Origin of the sequence: Actinospica sp. (assembly GCF_035552695.1) — a bacterium.
Classification (GTDB): Bacteria; Actinomycetota; Actinomycetes; order Streptomycetales; family Catenulisporaceae; genus Actinospica.
Genome location: NZ_DASZKT010000047.1, coordinates 1 through 17,189, shown reverse-complemented (window position 1 = coordinate 17,189; position 17,189 = coordinate 1). Strand labels below are relative to the sequence as shown.

Below are 17,189 nucleotides of genomic sequence, written 5' to 3'. Positions count from 1 at the left end.
ACCCGAGGGCGGCGATGGCTTCCGGGATCGGGGTGACGCCGCCGATCAGCTCGAGCGTCAGGCCCGCGGTGCCCGGATTCGCCAAGAGTTCGGCCAGGACGGCGGCCACGTCGTCGCGGGGGATGGCGCCGCGGCCGGTTCGTTCGGCGAGCAGGACGCGGCCGGTGCCGGGGTCGTTGCGCAGGCTGCCGGGACGCAGCACGGTCCAGTCGAGGCCGGGGCGGGCGCGCAGGTCGTCGTCCGCGGCGCCCTTGGCGCGCAGGTAGGCGCGGAAGATCGGGTCGCCCTCGAACTGGGAGTCCGCGTCCGCGCCCATCGACGAGATCATCACGTAGCGCCGCACGCCGGCCGCCTCGGCAGCATCCGCGAGCAGCACCGCCGCCCCGCGGTCCACGGTGTCCTTACGCTCCACACTGCTGCCCGGCCCCGCGCCGGCCGCGAACACCACGGCGTCGGAGCCCTTGAGCGCCTCGGCCACCTCGTCCGCCCCGGACGCCGCCTCAAGGTCCAGCAGGATCGGCTCGGCGCCCGCCGCGCGCACGTCCGCGGCGTGCTCGGCTCGGCGGATCAGGCCCACGGGCTCGTCACCGCGGGCGTGCAGGATTCGGGACAGGCGGAGCGCGATCTGGCCATGACCACCGGCGATGACGGTACGCATAAGGGGAGTGTAGGCGTGTTAGGCCCCATTCGCGCCAGGCGCGGGCGTGGTGTTTCGTACATTCGGATGGACGGACAGCCCGGTCCGCTGGCCCGGCACCCGGGCCAGCCTGGGCGGACTCAGCGGCGGGGCGAGCGGTGAGGGCAGGCCCTCGGCCGGCGAGGGTTCGACCGTGAGCCGGGGCAGGGAGCGTCCCAGCCACTGCGGAATCCACCAGTTCCAGCGGCCGAAGACGTGCATCGCGGCCGGAACGAGCACCGTCCGCAGCACGAAGGCGTCCAGGAAGACCGCGGCGGCGAGGCCGATGCCGAACTCTCCGATCACCCGCTGGCTGCCCACCGCGAAGGCGCAGAACACGCAGATCATGATCGTGGCGGCGGCGGTGATCACCCGCGAGGTCTCGGTCTGGCCGCACTTGACCGCCCTGGTCGTGCAGCCGACGCGGGTCCATTCCTCGTGCATCCGAGAGACGAGGAAGACCTGATAGTCCATCGACAGCCCGAACAGGATGGCTATCAGCATCACCGGTAGGAAGGACTCGACCGGCCCCGCGCCGCCCATGCCGAGGGCCGTGGACCCCCAGCCCCACTCGAAGAACGCCGAGACCACGCCGAAGGACGCGGCCGTCGCGAGCAGGTTCATCACCGCCGCGGTGAACGGAATCAGCAGGCTGCGGAAGGCGAGCAGGAGCAGCAGGAAGCTGAGCCCGACGATCGCCGCGAGGAACAGCGGGAGCTTCGCGGTGAGCACGCTCGCGAAGTCCACGTTGGTCGCGACCTCGCCGCCGACGTGCGCCTGGACGCCGGTACCGCTCAAGACGTTCGGGATCACGTGTTCGCGCAGCGTGCTGATCAGGCCGGCGGTCGCGCTGGACTGCGGGGAGGTGCTCGGGATGACGGTGATCACGTCGATCGCGCCCTTGCCCTGGCCGACCACGGCCGACTCGGAGACGCTCGCCACGCCGGAGGTGTGCTCGAGCGCGGTGATCAGCTTGCTCACGTCCGCCTGCTGCGCGGAGTTCGAGACCTTCGCGGCGACGTCGAGCGGGCCGTTGAACCCGGGACCGAAGCCGTTCGACAGCATCTCATAGGCCTTATACGTGGTGCTGCCGGTCGGGTCGTTGCCGCTGTCCGCGGTGCCGAGGCGCAGCGAGAGCGTCGGAATCGCGAGCGCGATCATCAGCACGAGCGCGGCGAAGCTCAACGAGCGGGGGCGGCGGTGCACGGCGTCGGCCCAGCGGTGCCACAGCCCGCGGGTGACGGCCACCGGCGCCTGCACGGCGGCGAGGCCCACCAGCGCGGCCCGGGAGTGCTTCCGCGCCTCCTCCTGCTTGCGCCGCTGCCGCCGGGAAAGGGCGCGCGGGCCTAGGTAGGACAGCAGCGCGGGCAGCAGCGTGAGCGAGGCCAGGACCGTGATCGCCACGGTCAACGACGTGGCGATCGCGACGCCGTCCAGGAAGCCGACGCCGAGCACGAGCATCCCGAGCAGCGACACGCATACCGTGCCGCCCGCGAAGAGGACCGCGCGGCCCGAGGTGGTCACCGCGTGCCCGATCGATTCGTCGATGGGTTTGTGCGCGAGCAGCCCGGTTCTATGTCGCGTGAGGATGAACAGCGCGTAGTCGATCCCGACGCCGAGCCCGACCAGCGCGCCGAGCGTGGGCGCGAAGCTGGCGATGCCCATCGTGTGGCTCAGCAGCCCGACCGCGAGCAGCCCGCCGCCGACGCCCGCCGCCGCGGTCAGGATCGGTAGCAACATCGAGAAGAGCGAGCCGAAGGCGAGGAACAGCACGATCGCCGCGGCCGCGATGCCGACCGCCTCGCTGTTCTCGGCCGGGCTCTGCAGCGCGTTCTCCACGGCGTTGCCGCCGACCTCGACCTCGAGGCCCGAACTCACGACCGCGTGCGCCTCGGAGATCAGCGTCTCGGCCCCACCCTTGGAGAGCGAGGAGCCGGCGTCGTCGAGGGTGAGGTTCGCGTACGCGGTCTTGCCGTCCGCGCTGATCTGGCCCGCGCCCTCGCCGCTATACGGGCTGACGGCACTGGATACGCCGCCCTGCTTCTCCATCGTGTTGAGCGTCGACTCGATGGACTTCTCCACGGACGAGGCCCGAACGGTGCCCGAGTCCACATGCCACACCAGCGTCGCGGCGTCCCCCGTCTGACCTGGGAACGCCTCGTCCAGCAACTGCTGCGCCTGGGTCGAGTCCGTACCAGAGAGCGAGAAGCTCGAGCTGTACGCCGAGCCCTTCGCCAGCGTTCCGGCGCCGAGCCCGAGCAGAAGGAGGACCCAGGCCAGCACGACCAGAAGCCGATGCCGGGTACACCAGAGCGCAAGCGCGGTCAACGGGTCTCCCTGTGGTAGCGGATACCACCACGCGCTCGTGCACAGGGCGGTATTGCGGGGTTACGGGATGGATCGGAGTTTTGCGATGTTTAAGGATCTTGTCAGTGCTACGCCCGGTTCACCCCGGAGCGTTCCTGCAAGGGTGCCATGCATTTCCGACGCCGCGCACCAATCAAGCCGATTTCTTAGCGTTCTCACGAACTTGTGACAACGTCGTGGTGACCATGCGCTCACACTCGGGTAATAAATACCCATTCAAGCCAACGAGTGTGACGGGTGATTCAGCGGACCGTGGACACCAGCCGCACCCGTTTCCGGTGTCCCGACCAGAGCGCGAGCCACAGCAACGCCGTCAGCCCCACCGTGATCGGAGTCGCGATCACGGTGACGAGCGCGACGCGGCCCGGCTGGTTGACCAAACAGACACCCGCGGCGAAGGCGCCGAGACTCAGCATGGCAAATCCGCACACGAAGAGTCTCAGTCTGATTCCGGGGTGTAGCCATCGCAGCCGGATTGCGCGGATCCCGATGAACATCAGGAGCCCCATCAGCACGAAGCCGAGCGACATGAGCGCGCCCCCGACCCCGACTCCGCCGATATTGTTCGGATTCTGATCAGTAGTTACAGTGACGCTTTGACTACCGGCCGTAAGCGTGACGATCTGACCTTTCCAGTACTCGACGCGCACCGAAGCCGGTCCGTCGCCGACCGCCGCGTCGAACTGGGCATTGCCTGGGAACGAAACGAAGTTGAAGTCGAAGCCCGATGAGTTCGGATTCGAAAGGCTCTCGGACGGCGGGTCGAGCTCGACCGACTCCTCGCCCGCGTCGCTGAAGACCCCGTCCGGTGCGACCATCTCGTCCGTGGCGACGCACGCGGCGGCAAGGGTCGTGGTCACCGGGTCCGCGGATTCGCACGTCGGCGCGCTCGCCATCGTCCCGGCGTCCGAGTAGCCGCCGACCGCCTGGGACACTTCGGCGGCCAGCCCGATCAGGCCGAGCACGAGGACGATCGAACAGAGCGCGAGCCGCAGTCCGAGCACCCAGGGCCGTACCGGGCGCGCCACGGCCCGCCGCGCGGACGAGTGAGCGCCCGAGCTCGCGAACGGCGCTCGGTACGTGCGCGGCGTTCGGTACATGCGCGGAGCCCGGTACATGCGCGGCGTTCCGGTCCGATACATGCGGTAGCGCCCCGCGGCCGGCCTCCGGCGTCCCGCCGACTCGTGGATGAACAGATCGAACTCGGGCAGCGACTCTTCGGGCTCTGAGTCGCCGAAGATGTTGCCGTGCCCCCGCCCGCGTCTCCTCATGAAGCGCAGATTAGTCGCCGCACGCGAGAATGCGAGTATGGAGATCGAACTGGTGCCCGAGTTCGGCGCGCGGCTGCCTCGCGGAGCGCTGGTCTTCGGCACGACGGAGGACGATGCGCGTCACCTGTTGGAGTGGTTCGGGCAGCCGCAGAAGTCGTTCGTATGCGGGATCAGGTGGAGCTGGCGGGTGCGCATCGCCGACCGCTGGGTGGCGGCCAGCGCCGGGGGCGACGGGCTGCTTGGCGAGATCCGCGTCATGCGCGCTATCGAATACGCCGACGGCGAGCCGGCCGGAATCCCGGTGATCTACCGCCGAATCGACGTCTTCGAGCACCAGATAGCAGAGATCGAATTCCTACTCGGCCCGGGCGCTGGTCCAGGACTGCGGCTGACCGGGATGGACGGCTACGCCCAGTCGGCGACCCTCACCGATCCGACGCGCCCCACCACGCGGGATCGATGAGCCACCCGGACAACGCCCCCTCGAACGCCTCGGGCGCGTCCAGCCAGGGAAAATGCCCCGCGTCGGCGATTTTGACGCGTGTCACCCTCGGCAGCGCCGCCGCGAGCGAATCCACCGCGGAACGCGGCCGGAGGTCGCTCAAGCCATCCACGATCAGCACCGGTACGTCGAGGGCCCTGGCACGCTCCTCCAGTTCGGCCGCGTCGTACGCGTCGGCCTCGTCGTGCAGCGATGCGTAGACCGGCTCGTCCTCATCGAAGATCTCGATGACCTGCGTCGCCGCGAGCTCCAGCGCCGAAGCCCGGTCCGGGAACTCCCCCGCGATCCGCAGCTGCCACAACCGGCGCTCCTGCTCCGGCGTACGCGCGTCGACGGCCTCGAGTTCGGCGGTCTCCGCGTCGTACGGCTTGGACGCAGCCGCCTTGTTGGCTGCGAACTCGGGCATCCACGTCTTCCGGCCGAGCCCGATCCCCGCGACGTACACCAGCCCGCGCACCCGAGCCCGGTACGCGCTCGCGAGCGCGTACTGCAGCACGACGGTCGCGCCCCACGAGTGCCCGAGCAGTGTGACCTCGTCGAAGCCGTAGTGCGCCCGGATCTGATCAAGATCGGCCAGGAAACGCGCGACCGTATACGGCCCCTGCCACTGGCTGCGGCCTCCGCCGCGCTGATCCCAGCGGACGACCGGCCCGAAGTCCTCCAGCATCCGCGCGATCGGCCCGAGCGTGTCCCAGAACGCCGGCCCGCCGTGGCAGAGCACGAACCCGTGCCGCTCCACCGCGTCGCCCCCGCCCTCGACTCCGCTACGCACCGTCCAGAGCCGACAACCGTCGTCCGCGGTGACGAACTCCACCCGTTCGCCCACGTCAGGGCTCGCTTCCGAGCACGCTCCGGGTGAACCCCGCAAGCTTCGCGCGCAGCCGCAGCACCTTCTCGGCCGGGTCCAGCGACTCCTCCATGGTCGTCGCGGCCTCGGACTTGAGCACCCCGCGCACGTACCGCGAACACTGCAAGTCGGCGCAGATGTAGTTGCCGACGGAGTTCCCGGCCCGACCCGCCGCTCCCGCCTTGGCGGCGGCGAAGTGCGTGACGCCCGAGGAAGCGTGCACGGTCAGGCAGATCGAGCACATCGAGCTGCGCAGCAGGCTGCCGCCACGGCGGTTCTGCGGGCGGCGCAACACGATGCCGACCGGCCCGTCCGTCCACGGAACGACGATGTAGGCGCGTTGCTCCGCCTTGGGGTCGCGCCAGCCCAGGAAGTCGAGTTGCTCCCAGAAGATCTCGTCGAGCTGGCCCGGCAGATTGATCCGCTGCGCCTCGCCCTTCGTGCAGTTGACGAAGGAATTGCGCACCGCGGCTTCGGTTAATGCCTCCATGCCGACACCCTAGACAAAGCTCGAGTGGATCACGAGCCCATTAGGCGACCGTGCCTACACCGGCTCCGGCACCCGCGCCCGCGCCCGCACCCGCGCCGCCGCCCAGCGTCACGTCGCCGGTCTTGAGCTTGATGTCCGGCGCGGTCTCGCCGAGCTTGATCTCGCCCGGCACCGTCTCGATGAGCTGATCCGACTCGTCATCCGTGATCGGCGCGACCTGCGACGTGCAGAAGCTGCAGCGCGCGGCCCGCGCCGGTATGGCGCTCAGGCACTCGGGACACGAGCGCTTGGCCTTGGCCAGGTCGTGATACGGGTTCATCGCCTCGGCGATCTTGTTGACCGGCATCACGATCAGGAAGTAGATCGCCGCCGCGATCAGCACGAAGGTGATGACGTCGTTGATGAAACTGCCGTACATGATCTTCGTACTGCCGAGCGTCCAGTACATCTGCGCGAAGGCACCCTTGTGCCCCGAGATGATGCTGATGAACGGCGTGATGAAGGTCTCGACGAAGGCCTGGACCAGGCTGCTGAACAGCGAGCCGATCACGACGCCGACCGCGAGGCCGATCATGTTCCCGCGGACGATGAACTTGAGGAACCCGTGCACGCTGCGCGCTCCAGAAGGACTGATGACGGACGGATGGGGGACGGACCTGAGGACGGACGGATCGTTGATAAGGACCCGAAGACAACCTCGGGCGCGCGCAGTATCTCACAGCACGACGACACTGAGGCGGGTAGCCGTATCGAGCTCGGCTTCCGTCAGTGACCAGCCGTCATAGTTCTGCGTCATTGGTGAAGATGACTTCATGCGTCCCTTCCGATTCCTGGCGTCGCTCAACGTGAACAGCCGTTTCGCCGAGCTGGCCTCGGTGGCTCGTGAGGCCGAGGCCGTTGGCTGCTCCGTGTTCGTTCTGCCGGACCACCTTGTCGGCTACGCATCATTGCTGCCGTTGGCGGTAGTCGCGGCGGCGACCGAGCGGCTTCGGGTGGGGACGTTCGTGCTGAATGTGAACCTGCGTCATCCGGCCGTGCTCGCTCAGGAGCTCGCCTCACTCGACGCGCTCTCCGGCGGCAGGCTGGAGATCGGGCTCGGCGCGGGCTGGAACAAGGCGGAGCACGATGCCATCGGCATCCCCTTCGACACCCCCGGTGCGCGCCTGGGGCGGCTGACCGAGGCGATCGCGATCCTCAAGGGCTGCTTCGCCGACGGGCCGTTCTCCTTCTCTGGCGAGCACTACACCGTCACGGACCACGTTGGCGCGCCCGAGCCGGTACAGCGCCCGCACCCGCCGCTTCTGCTCGGCGGCGGTGGCAAGCGCCTGCTGACCCTCGCCGCGCGCGAGGCCCAGATCATCAGCTTGGGGACGCGCTCGACGGCCGACAACGGCCTGGACCCGCGGAGCATGACCGCCGCGGCGACCGCGGAGAAGATCGGCTGGATCCGCGAAGCCGCAGGTGACCGCTTCGACGACCTGGAACTCAACACCCTTCCTGTCGGCGGCCCCGTCGTGATCACGAACACCCCACTCGCCGAGGCGCGCCGCCGCGCCGACCAGATCCGAAGCCGGACGGGCGTCGAGCTGACGGCCGAGGAGATCCTGGACTCGCCGCACGTGTTCATCGGCAGCATCAATGATCTGACACGCAAGTGCGTGGAACTGCGTCAGCGCTTCGGCATCAGCTCGTTCGTCGCCCTCGACCTCGACGCGCTCGCGCCGGTGGTGGAGGAGCTTGCCGGACGATGACGCCGCGCCGGCAGCCCAGATCACCCCACCCCACTCACGCCTTCTCCGCTGAGGACTCACCGCCCACGATCCTCGCGAGCGCCAGGGCGAAGAGGATCACGCCGCCGTTGATGGCGAGCTGCCAGTAGTTCGGGGCGTTCGACAGGTTGATGATGTTCTGCACGAGACCGAGGAGCACGACGCCGCTGGCGGCGCCGAGCATGGTGCCCTTGCCGCCCTGCAGCGAGACGCCGCCGATGACGGCCGCGGCGAAGACGGTGAAGATGATGCCTTCCTGGTAGCCCTGGTCGCCGGTGACGGAGGAGACGCGGCCGGCCTCGATCAGGCCGCCCAGGGCGGCGAGCATCGAGCCGACGATGTAGACGCCGATCTTGACGCGGTCCACGCGGATTCCGGCGGCGCGGGCGGCCTCCGGGTTGCCGCCGATGGCGTAGATCGCGCGTCCGGTGCGGTGGTAGCGCAGGAAGAGCCCGGCGAGGATGAAGACGACCGCGGCGACGACCAGGGAGAGGGGGACCTTGCCGAGGTACTCGGTGCCGAGGAACCCGAAGGCCTGCGGCAGCTGGTACGGCGACTGGCCCTGCACGACGCCGTTCTGCAGGCCCGCCAGCAGGACCGTCATACCGAGCGTGACGATGAATCCGTTGAGTCTCGCCTTGACGATGAGCAGTCCGTTGACGAGGCCGACGGCGGCGCCGATCGCGAAGAGGACCAGGATGCCGAGATAGGGGTTCCACATCAGGCCGGAGCCGAACGCCGCCTTGGGCACGATGAGCCACGCGGCGACCATCGGCGCTAGGCCGTAGGTGGCCTCCAGCGAGAGGTCCATCCCGCCGATCAGCAGGATCAGACTCTCGCCGACGACGGTGACGCCGAGCGCGGAGACCTGCTGGCCGACGCCCGAGATGAGGTTGTCGGTGGTCAGGAAGACCGGGCTGATCACCGCGCCGACCACCAGGATCACCACGAGCACGGGCAGCAGGGCGGCCTCGCGCAGGAAGCCGAGCGCGACGGTCGATCCGCCGAAGCCGCCGAGGCCGCCGCGACGCTGTGGCGGGGTGTCGGAGGCCGCGGCGTCTGGTTCGCGGGTCTGGGTCACGGACGGTACTCCCGATTCGTCTTCCGACATGCCTGATGAATCCGATGAAGGGTTCGATGAAGATTCCGATGAAGGGTTCGCGCCCGATGGGGTGTTCATGCCGCCACACCCTCGATCGCCGCGATCAGCGCGGCACGGTCCAGCTCGCCGCCGGGCCGTTCGGCCGCGATCCGGCCGCGCACGAGCACGAGCACCCGGTCGCAGTACGCGAGGTCGTCCAGTTCGTCCGTCGCGAGCAGCACGCCGGCGCCCGCGTCCGCCGCCTGCCGCAAGGCCTGGAGCAGCAGTTCCTTCGAGGCCACGTCGACGCCGCGGGTCGGCGTGATCGCGACGAGCAGCCGCGGTCCGCGCGCGAGGGCCCGGGCGACGGTGACCTTCTGCTGGTTGCCGCCGGACAGGTCGTCCACGTGCTGCTTGAGCGAGGAGGAGACGAGCGCGAGGGATTCGGCCCACGGCTTGGCCGCCTCGATCACCGCACGCGGGCCGAGGATGCCGAATTTCCCGGCGCTGAGCTGGTCGGTGACGGACATCGTCATGTTCTCGGCGATCGACAGGCCGCCGACGAAGCCCGCCATGCGCCGGTCCTCCGGGATGTAGCCGACGCCCGCCTTCAGCGCGGCCGCGCGGTCCCCCGGCGGCAGAGTCCGCCCTCCGACGACGATGTCGCCCTCGTCGGCCTTCTGCGTACCCGCCGCGGTCCGGCCCAGGGTGACGACGCCCGAGCTGATCAGGCCGATGACGCCGACGCTCTCCCCCGGCCGCACCGAGAGCGAGACGCCGCTCAGGTCCCCGTTCGGCGAGGCGACGCTCAGATTCCTGACCTCGAGGACAGCCGAGGTGGGCGACGACGAAGACGACGCGGACGAGTCCACCTCCGGTGCGACGAGGTTCTGCACGGTGACCGGGGGTGTCGCGACCGTCGTGGTCGTCGGCGTCGTCGTCCCGTGCACCATCGCGTTCACGAGGTCGTCCGTCCGCAAGGCGATGGTCGGCGCGGACAGCACGAGCTCGCCGTCCCGCAGCACCGCGACGTCGTCGCAGATGTCGAAGACTTCCTCGAGGTGGTGGGAGATGTAGAGCACCGCCACTCCCGAATCCACGAGCTGGCGGACCCGGGCGAACAGCCGCTGGACCGCGTCGTGCTCCAACGCGGCCGTCGGCTCGTCGAGCAGCAGGACCCTGGTTCCCGCCGCGACGGCCCTGGCCAGCTCGACGATCTGCCGCTGCTCCACGCTCAGGTCGCGGCACAGCCCGGCCGCGTCCACGGCGGTGCCCCACTCGCCCAGCACCGCCCTGGCATCCGCCCGCACGCTCGACCAGTCCACCCGGCCGCGCCGGCTCGGCAGCCGGCCGAGGAAGACGTTCTCGGCGACGGTGAGCTCGGGCACGATCATCGAGTGCTGATGGACGGTCGCGATCTTCTCGCGCCAGGCGTGGACCGCGCCGGCCGGGGGCGCGGGCTCGCCGTCGAAGGTGACCTCGCCGGCGTCCGGGCGCTGCAGGCCGCTGAGGATGGAGACCATGGTCGATTTGCCCGCGCCGTTGCGCCCGACCAGGCCGAGGCAGCGGCCCGGGGCCAGCGCGAGATCCACGCCGCGCAGCGCGCGGGTCGAGCCGAAGCTCTTGTGGATCCCGCGCGCTGCCACGGCCGTCGCCGTCGTCATATCTGGAACTCCGTCGTCATATCTGGAACTCCGTGCACGTCGTCGCCATCAGGAGCTCGCGCCGCTCGAGCACACGCCGCCGTGCGCCGCGCCGTACACGTTGCCCCACAGGCTGTTGTCGGTCACGGGGGTCGTGGCCAGCGAGCCGGGCAGGCTGTCCACCGGCGAGGTCAGCGTGAGGTTGAGCGTGCTCGCGGTGACGAATGGGGCGACGATCGGGTCGGCGAGGTTCGTGTCGCCGTTGTAGGACACGTTCTGCAGCGTCGGTGCGCCGCCACCGGCCTGGCCCGCGCTCAGCTTCACGCCCTTGGCCGCGTCCACCGCGTACTGCAGCGCGTACTTCGCGTAGAGGTCGGCGGGCTGCGACTGCGAGGCGTCCAGCGTGCCCTGCTGGACGTCGCACATCTCGAAGGCCACGCCGTCGTCACTGACGACGATCACGTGGTTGGCCGAGCCGACCTTGCCGTAGCCCTTGTTCGCCAGCAGCGGCAGGATGCCGGTGTCCGGGCTGCTCCACTGCGAGTAGATCGCCTTGAGCTTGCTGCCGTAGGCGTTGAGCGCGTTCTGCGCGTCGGTCACGGCGGTGGACTCGGTCCAGGCCGTCGGGTCCTTCAGCAGCGTCACACCGGGGTCGTTCTGCTGCATGCACGAGTTGAAGGCGTTCGTCCGGTCGGCACCGTTCGACGAGGTCAGGTCGCCCTCGAGGTCGAGCACGTAGCCGCTCTTGACCTTCGACGATATATAAGAGCACGCATCCTGGCCGTAGAGCGTGTTCGAGGCGCGCACGACCATGTAGACCTGGCCCGAGCCGACGATCGTGTCCACCGAGACCAGTTGCACGCCGTGCGCGTTCGCGTAGGCGATCGCCGGACTCAGGCTGGTGGCGGTCTCCGGGTTCACGATGATCGCCTTCGCGCCCTCGTTCACCAATGTCTCAATCTGCTGATTCTGCAGCGACGCGTCGGCCTGCGCCAGCTCGGGGCCGACCAACTGCACATTGTCCTGCGCGGCATACGTCTGCTCATAGCTGATGTACGCGGCCCAGAAGGCTGTGTTGTTGTAGGTGAGCGCCACACCGATCTTGATCGGACCGCTCCCGGTGGCGGCACTCGTACTTCCGGATCCAGGGGCCTTGGAGGAACAGCCCGCCGCGGTCAGCGCCGCGAGGGTCAGACAGGCCGCGAACAGGCTCGCGCTACGGCGCACTCGCACCGGGACCTCCAGTCGTCGGTGTCCGGACCTCTTTATCCGGACTGCTCGCGGGCCACGATAGATCCGATGACTGAGAGCGTCAATGCTCGGCAATGGACTCGATATCAATCGATGACCTCGGTCGCCGGGCGATTCCTCCGACCTGTCCTGGAGTTCATGATCGTTGATCACTGATACTCGCGCAGCCGCAGGTGACCCGCCTGAAGTACGAAGGCGAGGAGCAGCAGCCCGCCGATCACCAACTCGGCCCACGCGGAGGCCCCGACGCCGGAATCCACAGCCGCGTCGAACTGCGCGGTATTGATCTGGATCACCCTGCCCAGCGCCGCCATATACGCGTTGAAGTCGGCGTTGGACTGGCCGGGCGCGGTCCCGATGTCGAGAGCCACCGCAGCCGCCAGCTCGCCGCCGTTCGCGTCGGATCGGATCCTCTTGTCGTCCTGCAGGTATGTGTCGAACGCCTGCGCCGCCGCCGTCGCGGCCTGGCCCTCGCCGGGGAACGTGATGTTGTCCAGCTCAGTGCCCAGATACCCGCCGCGGCCGGCGCCCCCCACCTCGGCGACCTTCTGCAGGAAGGAGGTCTGCAACTCCGGTCCGCGATTCTCCAGCAGCCAGCGGCTTTCGTCCGCGTTGGCGTCGTCGGACACGGCCTGCGCGCGGTCGAGTGCGTAGATCGAGTCGTACGCCTCATGTTTCGCGACGTGCAGGTGATCGGCCGCGGTGAGCTGCGTGGACAGACCGAGCAGCCCGGTCACGAGGGCGACGATCGCGCCGGCGGACAGCCAGCTGAGACGGCGGCGGAAGCGACGCGCGTAGTAGTGGTTGCCGAGCATGAGCGCGGCGACGGCGATCAGCCCGAGCACGAGGACCGCGTAGCCGAACAGCGACATGGCCGAATGGTCGGACGAATACGAGGAATCGACCTCCTGGCCGTCCGTCGCAGCAATCTGCGACGATGCGGGCAGCATGGAGCCGTGCAGGATCGCCGACGCCGTCTCGTACTCGGCCAGCGCCTCGGCGGGCGGTGTCGCAGGCTGCTGTCCCGTGGCGGCCTGCTGATCGACGTAGAACGCGTCGGCGACGTCCGCCTCGTAGCTGCCGAGGCTGTCGAGCAGCGCCTTCGCCTGCGAACTCAGGGACGGATTCTCGGCGATCAGTTCAAGGTCCGCATCCGCGGCGCTCCGGTCCGTGTTGTACGCGTTGAAGGACGCGGCCGCGTTCACCGAGGTGGGCACCGAGAAGCCGCGCGCCGGATGATAGCCGACCAGCAGCAGGTTGGCTGCCTGCGCGTCCATGTCGTTGAGCCGGTAATAGAGTTCGCCCGTCGCCGAAACCTCGGTTGTCCGCGACTTCAGGCTGCTGAGACTCGCGGAGTCGCGGGTCAGGCCGAGCGCGGAAATGAGGCCGAGCAACAGACCCAGCAGCGCGAGCGCGGCCGTCAGCAGTTTGAGTCGGCGTGGCGTGTCCCCGTAGACAGATTTCACGGCCGTACGTTGCGCCATCCGCCGACGCGACGTAAAGATCCAGAAGCGAATCCTCGCGTTATTTAAACGCCTGAATCCCCACGGTGCAGCGTCACCAACTCCTGATATGCGTCCTCGATGTCGGCGAGGTCGGCGGGCTCGGGCACGGTCTCCTTGGCGAGCCGGTGGATCATCTCGGCCTGCGCGAGGAGCACCGGCAACTGCTCGGGGCGGCGAGTGGAGCCGGTGATGAGCACGAGCGCGTCGAGCTGGCGGATCAACACCGCGGGCATGCCGGCCGCCGCCTGCCGGACCTTCTCATGGGCGCGCTGCACGAGCCGGTCGTAGGAGATCGGCGCGAGTATCAGCCGGACCAGGCCGTCGGAGTCCCGGCAGATCGGGTCGGGATCCCAGTCCCGGGCGATCCGGCACAGGCTCTCGCCCAACCAGTCGATGCAGGTGAGCGCGGTGAAGGTGTCGTTCACCGCGGGCGACAGGGCTCTGATGGCGATCTCGACGAGCTGGTCCACCGCGAAGGCGACGTCCTGCGTCAGCGGGCGGTGCGGGCCGGCGATGTGCGAACGGCGCAGCCAGCGCTCGATCTCCGGGCCCGCCTCGGCGGGCCAGACGGTCAGAAAGGGGTGCCCGCGCACGAGGAAGTGCCCGGGACGGTGGTGCAGCTTGATCACCGCGTCGTGCTCGACCGCCAGGTCGACCAGCATCGAGCGCCGGACGAACTGCAGATAGCCGCTCTCCGGCGCGGCCACCACGCCGCCGCCGCGTTCCATCATCGCGCGCAGCACCTCGACCTCCGGCGCGGTGCGCGAGTGCGCCCGGCCGCCCTGCGAGCCCATCTCGTGCTCCACCGCCTCGGCCAGGTCCCGCGCGATCCCGGCGATCACCTGCGGAAGCTGGATCATCACCGCGACGTGGTGGATGAAGTAGATCAGCACCCCGACATCGATCAGGGTCAGCCCGAGCACGACGGTGATCGAGATGTGCGGCACGAAGTCCCCGTGCGGACCGCCGCCGACCGCGACCAGGTCGAGCATCGCGTAGACGAAGGTGGCGACGAAGGTGCCGAGCGTCCACTGCGTGCCCCGGTCCCGGATGAAGTTGCGCAGCATCCGCGGGCCGAACTGGGTAGAGGTGAGCGTGAGCGCGACCAGGATGATCGAGAAGACGACGCCGACCACAGTGATCAGCGCGGCGGCGAGCGTGGTGAGGATCTGCCTGGCGCCGTCCGCGCTGCCCGCGATCACCCATCCGGGCAGATGCCAGCCACGGTAATAAGCAGCCGAATCCACCGCACGGGTGATGAGGAAGAGCACCGTGACACACAAAGTCTCGGCCGTGGGCACCAGCCAGAGATTGGTGCGCGCAGCCTCGGCCAGCCACTGGGCCTCGGGTCGCACTCGGCGCGGCACGGGTGCACCTGCTTCCGGAACCTCGAAGGAACGGAATCAACGGAGCGTTGAATCCTCGCCGACCAGACTTCCCGGCACACCACCTTTACTCTAACCGGGCTAATCCGACCGGCGGATTGCCGGAAGATCACAGTTCTCCCGCCTGATTACTCTCCGCCGCCGCAATCGCTACCCTCGGTGCAACCGAGTCACCGGCGGGGCGCGTCGTGAGCTCGTCAGACCAGTCGGCGGAAGGACATGTCGCACTCCATGGACCGGCGCAACGAGCCCTGGCACCCGCAGCAGCCCCAGCGTTCCGAGGAGGAACTGTGGCGGCCGCCGAACACGGCCGAGCCGAGTCCGCGCCGCGTCGGCCGAACGGGTGAACACGCGCGCGGCGGACGCGGCGGACACACCCGCGCGCCCGCGTCGCACCGGGCCGACGTCCAGTCCGAGGCCGGCGGCGCCCGGATCAACGAGGACCTGGACCTCGACGAGCTCGACCCGCACGGCCGGGCCCGGCACCGAGCCGCCGTGAAGGCCGCCCGCGCGGCGAGCCCGAACCCGCGGCGCAAGCGGGCGTTCCAGGCCACGGCCTCGATCTGCGCGGGCGTCATCCTCGCGGTCGCGTCCCTGGGCACCTACGCCTACGAGCACCTGTTCGGCCAGGTGGACACCGAGTCGCTGGACTCGCTGACGGACCGTCCGGCCGCCGCGCGCGCCGACCGCTTCGGCAACCTCCCGGAGAACATCCTGCTGCTCGGCTCGCAGACCCGGGACGGCCAGCGCGGATCGCATCTCGGCAACTCCAGCAAGCTGGGCACCGACATCTCGGACACGGCGATGCTGGTGCACATCAACGCCGAGCGGAAGTGGGCCACCGTCGTCTCCATCCCGCGCGACCTGATCGTGGCGCGCCCGGAGTGCCGCGGCCGGCTCGACCCGACGCAGACCGTCCCGGCCGCGACCGCGGCGATGTTCGACCTCGCGATGAACCTCGGCGGGCCCACGTGCGCGGTGGCGACCGTGGAGCAGATGACCGGGATCCGGATCGACCACTTCGTGGAGATCACCTTCAACGCGTTCCAGGCGCTGACGAACGCGGTTGGCGGGGTGACGGTGTGCGTGCCGCCGCCGGGCATCAACGACCCGAACTACAGCGGACTCGTCCTCAGCCCGGGCCTGCACACGGTCAGCGGCCCGGAGTCGCTCGCCTTCGTGCGGGACCGGCACGGCCTGGCGAACGGCACCGACCTGAACCGGATCCGGATGCAGCAGATGTTCGTCACCTCGCTGTTCAACAAGCTGGCCAGCGGCGGCACACTCGGCGACCCGATCACGCTGTACAAGATCGCCGACGCCGTGACCGGCAACCTGACCGTGGACACCGGCCTCGACTCGATCAACGCGATGGTCGGGCTGGCCGGGAGCGTGCAGAGCCTGAAGAGCCACTACATCCAGTTCATCACGGTGCCCTACGGCTTCGACCCGGGGAATCAGAACCGCGTCATCCCGGGGCCCGGCTTCGACGACGTGTGGACGGCCCTGCGCGACGACTCGCCGCTGCCGGGCTCGACCGCCGCCGCGACCTTCGGCACGACGCCGAGCACGCCGTCGGCGAACCCGTCGCCCACCGCGAACGCGAGCACCGCCGCCACCGCCGCTACTGCAGACGCCGCCGGCGCCGCTTCGCTGAACGGCGTGCCGATCGAGGTCTACAACAGCACGGTGGTGCCGCACCTCGCGCTCTACGCCACCGAGAACCTCAAGACCCTCGGCCTCGACGCGCAGGTGGGCCCGACGAGCAAGCGCTATAGCGGCTACGGCCAGACGGAGATCCTCTACCCGCGCGGCGACCTGGCCCGGGCGCGGGCGCTGCAGGCCAGGATCGTCGGCTCGGTCACGCTCCAGCAGAGCGGCTACGTCAGCGGGCTGACCCTGGTGGTCGGCCAGAGCCGCCCGGCGGGCCTGGTCGCCGCGCCCGGGGGCGGCAGCGGAACGGGCCCGGACGCCCAGTCGGCCGGCGGGCCCTCCGCCTCGATCAGCGCGGAGAGCCGGACCGGAGACGAGAGCCTCTGCTCCGACCTGCCGGACACGGTGAGGTTCGGCGGCCACCCGTAGCCGGGCTGACCCGCGGGCGGCCGACCCGTCGTCAGAGCTCGAAGACGATCTTCCCGACCAGGTCCCCGGCCTCCATCTTGGCGAAGCCGGCCTCCGCCTCGTCCCGCAGCGACAGGATGCTGTCGATCACCGGTCGCACGCCGGTGTTCGCGCAGAAGCGCAGCAGCGCGGCCAGCTCGTCGCGCGAGCCCATCGTCGAGCCGACCACGCGCAGCTGGTGGAAGAAGATCCGGGTCAGCGCGGCGGGCGGGTTCGGGCCCGAGGTCGCGCCGGAGATGACGATCGTCCCCTCCTCGCGCACCGAGGCCACCGAGTGCGCC

The 17,189-nt window shown here is 69.4% G+C and carries 15 protein-coding genes; 3 read left to right on the top strand and 12 right to left on the bottom strand.

Going from position 1 to position 17,189, the window contains the following annotated elements; genetic code table 11:
- The 3 genes from VG296_RS07990 to VG296_RS07980 all read right to left on the bottom strand — a co-directional run.
- Nucleotides 1-658, bottom strand: a 658-nt coding sequence (locus VG296_RS07990) for an SDR family oxidoreductase (RefSeq protein ID WP_325564669.1), incomplete at its 3' end; no start/stop codon positions are given.
- A gap of 18 nt (nucleotides 659-676) precedes the next feature.
- On the bottom strand, nucleotides 677-3,004 hold the full coding sequence (locus VG296_RS07985; protein WP_325564667.1) for an MMPL family transporter: 2,328 nt from the start codon (nucleotides 3,002-3,004) through the stop codon (nucleotides 677-679).
- A 281-nt stretch (nucleotides 3,005-3,285) separates the two neighbouring features.
- Nucleotides 3,286-4,314: a hypothetical protein gene (locus VG296_RS07980; RefSeq protein WP_325564665.1), complete on the bottom strand. Its 1,029-nt coding sequence runs from the start codon at nucleotides 4,312-4,314 to the stop codon at nucleotides 3,286-3,288.
- Between the two features lie 37 nt (nucleotides 4,315-4,351).
- Between VG296_RS07980 and VG296_RS07975 the strand changes: the two genes are divergently transcribed.
- Nucleotides 4,352-4,777 (top strand): hypothetical protein, encoded by a 426-nt coding sequence (locus tag VG296_RS07975; protein WP_325564663.1) that lies wholly within the window; start codon nucleotides 4,352-4,354, stop codon nucleotides 4,775-4,777.
- On the opposite strand, the gene VG296_RS07970 is transcribed toward VG296_RS07975, so the two are convergent.
- The 3 genes from VG296_RS07970 to mscL are packed head-to-tail and all read right to left on the bottom strand — an operon-like array spanning nucleotide 4,740 to nucleotide 6,763.
- Complete coding sequence (locus VG296_RS07970) at nucleotides 4,740-5,642, bottom strand: alpha/beta hydrolase (protein ID WP_325564661.1); 903 nt, start codon at nucleotides 5,640-5,642, stop codon at nucleotides 4,740-4,742. The genes VG296_RS07975 and VG296_RS07970 overlap by 38 nt on opposite strands.
- A 1-nt stretch (nucleotide 5,643) precedes the next feature.
- Nucleotides 5,644-6,153 (bottom strand): FBP domain-containing protein, encoded by a 510-nt coding sequence (locus VG296_RS07965; RefSeq protein ID WP_325564659.1) that lies wholly within the window; start codon nucleotides 6,151-6,153, stop codon nucleotides 5,644-5,646.
- A gap of 40 nt (nucleotides 6,154-6,193) precedes the next feature.
- A complete protein-coding gene (mscL, locus tag VG296_RS07960) occupies nucleotides 6,194-6,763 on the bottom strand; it encodes a large conductance mechanosensitive channel protein MscL (protein ID WP_325564657.1) in 570 nt (189 codons plus the stop codon).
- A 202-nt stretch (nucleotides 6,764-6,965) separates the two neighbouring features.
- Here mscL and VG296_RS07955 point away from each other — a divergent pair, with 202 nt between their 5' ends.
- Nucleotides 6,966-7,904: a TIGR03621 family F420-dependent LLM class oxidoreductase gene (locus VG296_RS07955; RefSeq protein WP_325564655.1), complete on the top strand. Its 939-nt coding sequence runs from the start codon at nucleotides 6,966-6,968 to the stop codon at nucleotides 7,902-7,904.
- A gap of 34 nt (nucleotides 7,905-7,938) precedes the next feature.
- On the opposite strand, the gene VG296_RS07950 is transcribed toward VG296_RS07955, so the two are convergent.
- From VG296_RS07950 to VG296_RS07930, 5 genes are all read right to left on the bottom strand, one after another.
- A complete protein-coding gene (locus VG296_RS07950) occupies nucleotides 7,939-9,003 on the bottom strand; it encodes an ABC transporter permease (RefSeq protein ID WP_325564653.1) in 1,065 nt (354 codons plus the stop codon).
- A gap of 95 nt (nucleotides 9,004-9,098) precedes the next feature.
- Nucleotides 9,099-10,667 (bottom strand): sugar ABC transporter ATP-binding protein, encoded by a 1,569-nt coding sequence (locus VG296_RS07945; RefSeq protein ID WP_325564651.1) that lies wholly within the window; start codon nucleotides 10,665-10,667, stop codon nucleotides 9,099-9,101.
- A 48-nt stretch (nucleotides 10,668-10,715) separates the two neighbouring features.
- A complete protein-coding gene (locus VG296_RS07940) occupies nucleotides 10,716-11,879 on the bottom strand; it encodes a sugar ABC transporter substrate-binding protein (RefSeq protein WP_325564649.1) in 1,164 nt (387 codons plus the stop codon).
- Nucleotides 11,880-12,046: 167 nt separating this feature from the next.
- Nucleotides 12,047-13,381 carry a hypothetical protein gene (locus VG296_RS07935; RefSeq protein ID WP_325564647.1) on the bottom strand — a complete coding sequence of 445 codons (1,335 nt, stop codon included), beginning with the start codon at nucleotides 13,379-13,381 and terminating at the stop codon, nucleotides 12,047-12,049.
- Nucleotides 13,382-13,425: 44 nt separating this feature from the next.
- Complete coding sequence (locus tag VG296_RS07930; protein WP_325564646.1) at nucleotides 13,426-14,769, bottom strand: DUF2254 domain-containing protein; 1,344 nt, start codon at nucleotides 14,767-14,769, stop codon at nucleotides 13,426-13,428.
- A 237-nt stretch (nucleotides 14,770-15,006) separates the two neighbouring features.
- Here VG296_RS07930 and VG296_RS07925 point away from each other — a divergent pair, with 237 nt between their 5' ends.
- Nucleotides 15,007-16,869, top strand: a complete 1,863-nt coding sequence (locus VG296_RS07925; RefSeq protein WP_325564645.1) for an LCP family protein — start codon at nucleotides 15,007-15,009, stop codon at nucleotides 16,867-16,869.
- Nucleotides 16,870-16,900: 31 nt separating this feature from the next.
- On the opposite strand, the gene VG296_RS07920 is transcribed toward VG296_RS07925, so the two are convergent.
- On the bottom strand, nucleotides 16,901-17,189 hold a 289-nt coding region (locus VG296_RS07920; RefSeq protein WP_325564644.1), incomplete at its 5' end, for a zinc-binding dehydrogenase.

Excerpts from the sequence above, each read along its gene's own strand:
- VG296_RS07935 (WP_325564647.1), bottom strand. The coding sequence starts at position 13,381 with ATGGCGCAACGTACGGCCGTGAAATCTGTCTACGGGGACACGCCACGC.
- VG296_RS07945 (WP_325564651.1), bottom strand. The coding sequence starts at position 10,667 with ATGACGACGGCGACGGCCGTGGCAGCGCGCGGGATCCACAAGAGCTTC.
- VG296_RS07975 (WP_325564663.1), top strand. The coding sequence starts at position 4,352 with ATGGAGATCGAACTGGTGCCCGAGTTCGGCGCGCGGCTGCCTCGCGGA.
- VG296_RS07965 (WP_325564659.1), bottom strand. The coding sequence starts at position 6,153 with ATGGAGGCATTAACCGAAGCCGCGGTGCGCAATTCCTTCGTCAACTGC.
- VG296_RS07925 (WP_325564645.1), top strand. The coding sequence starts at position 15,007 with ATGTCGCACTCCATGGACCGGCGCAACGAGCCCTGGCACCCGCAGCAG.
- VG296_RS07980 (WP_325564665.1), bottom strand. The coding sequence starts at position 4,314 with ATGAGGAGACGCGGGCGGGGGCACGGCAACATCTTCGGCGACTCAGAG.
- VG296_RS07955 (WP_325564655.1), top strand. The coding sequence starts at position 6,966 with ATGCGTCCCTTCCGATTCCTGGCGTCGCTCAACGTGAACAGCCGTTTC.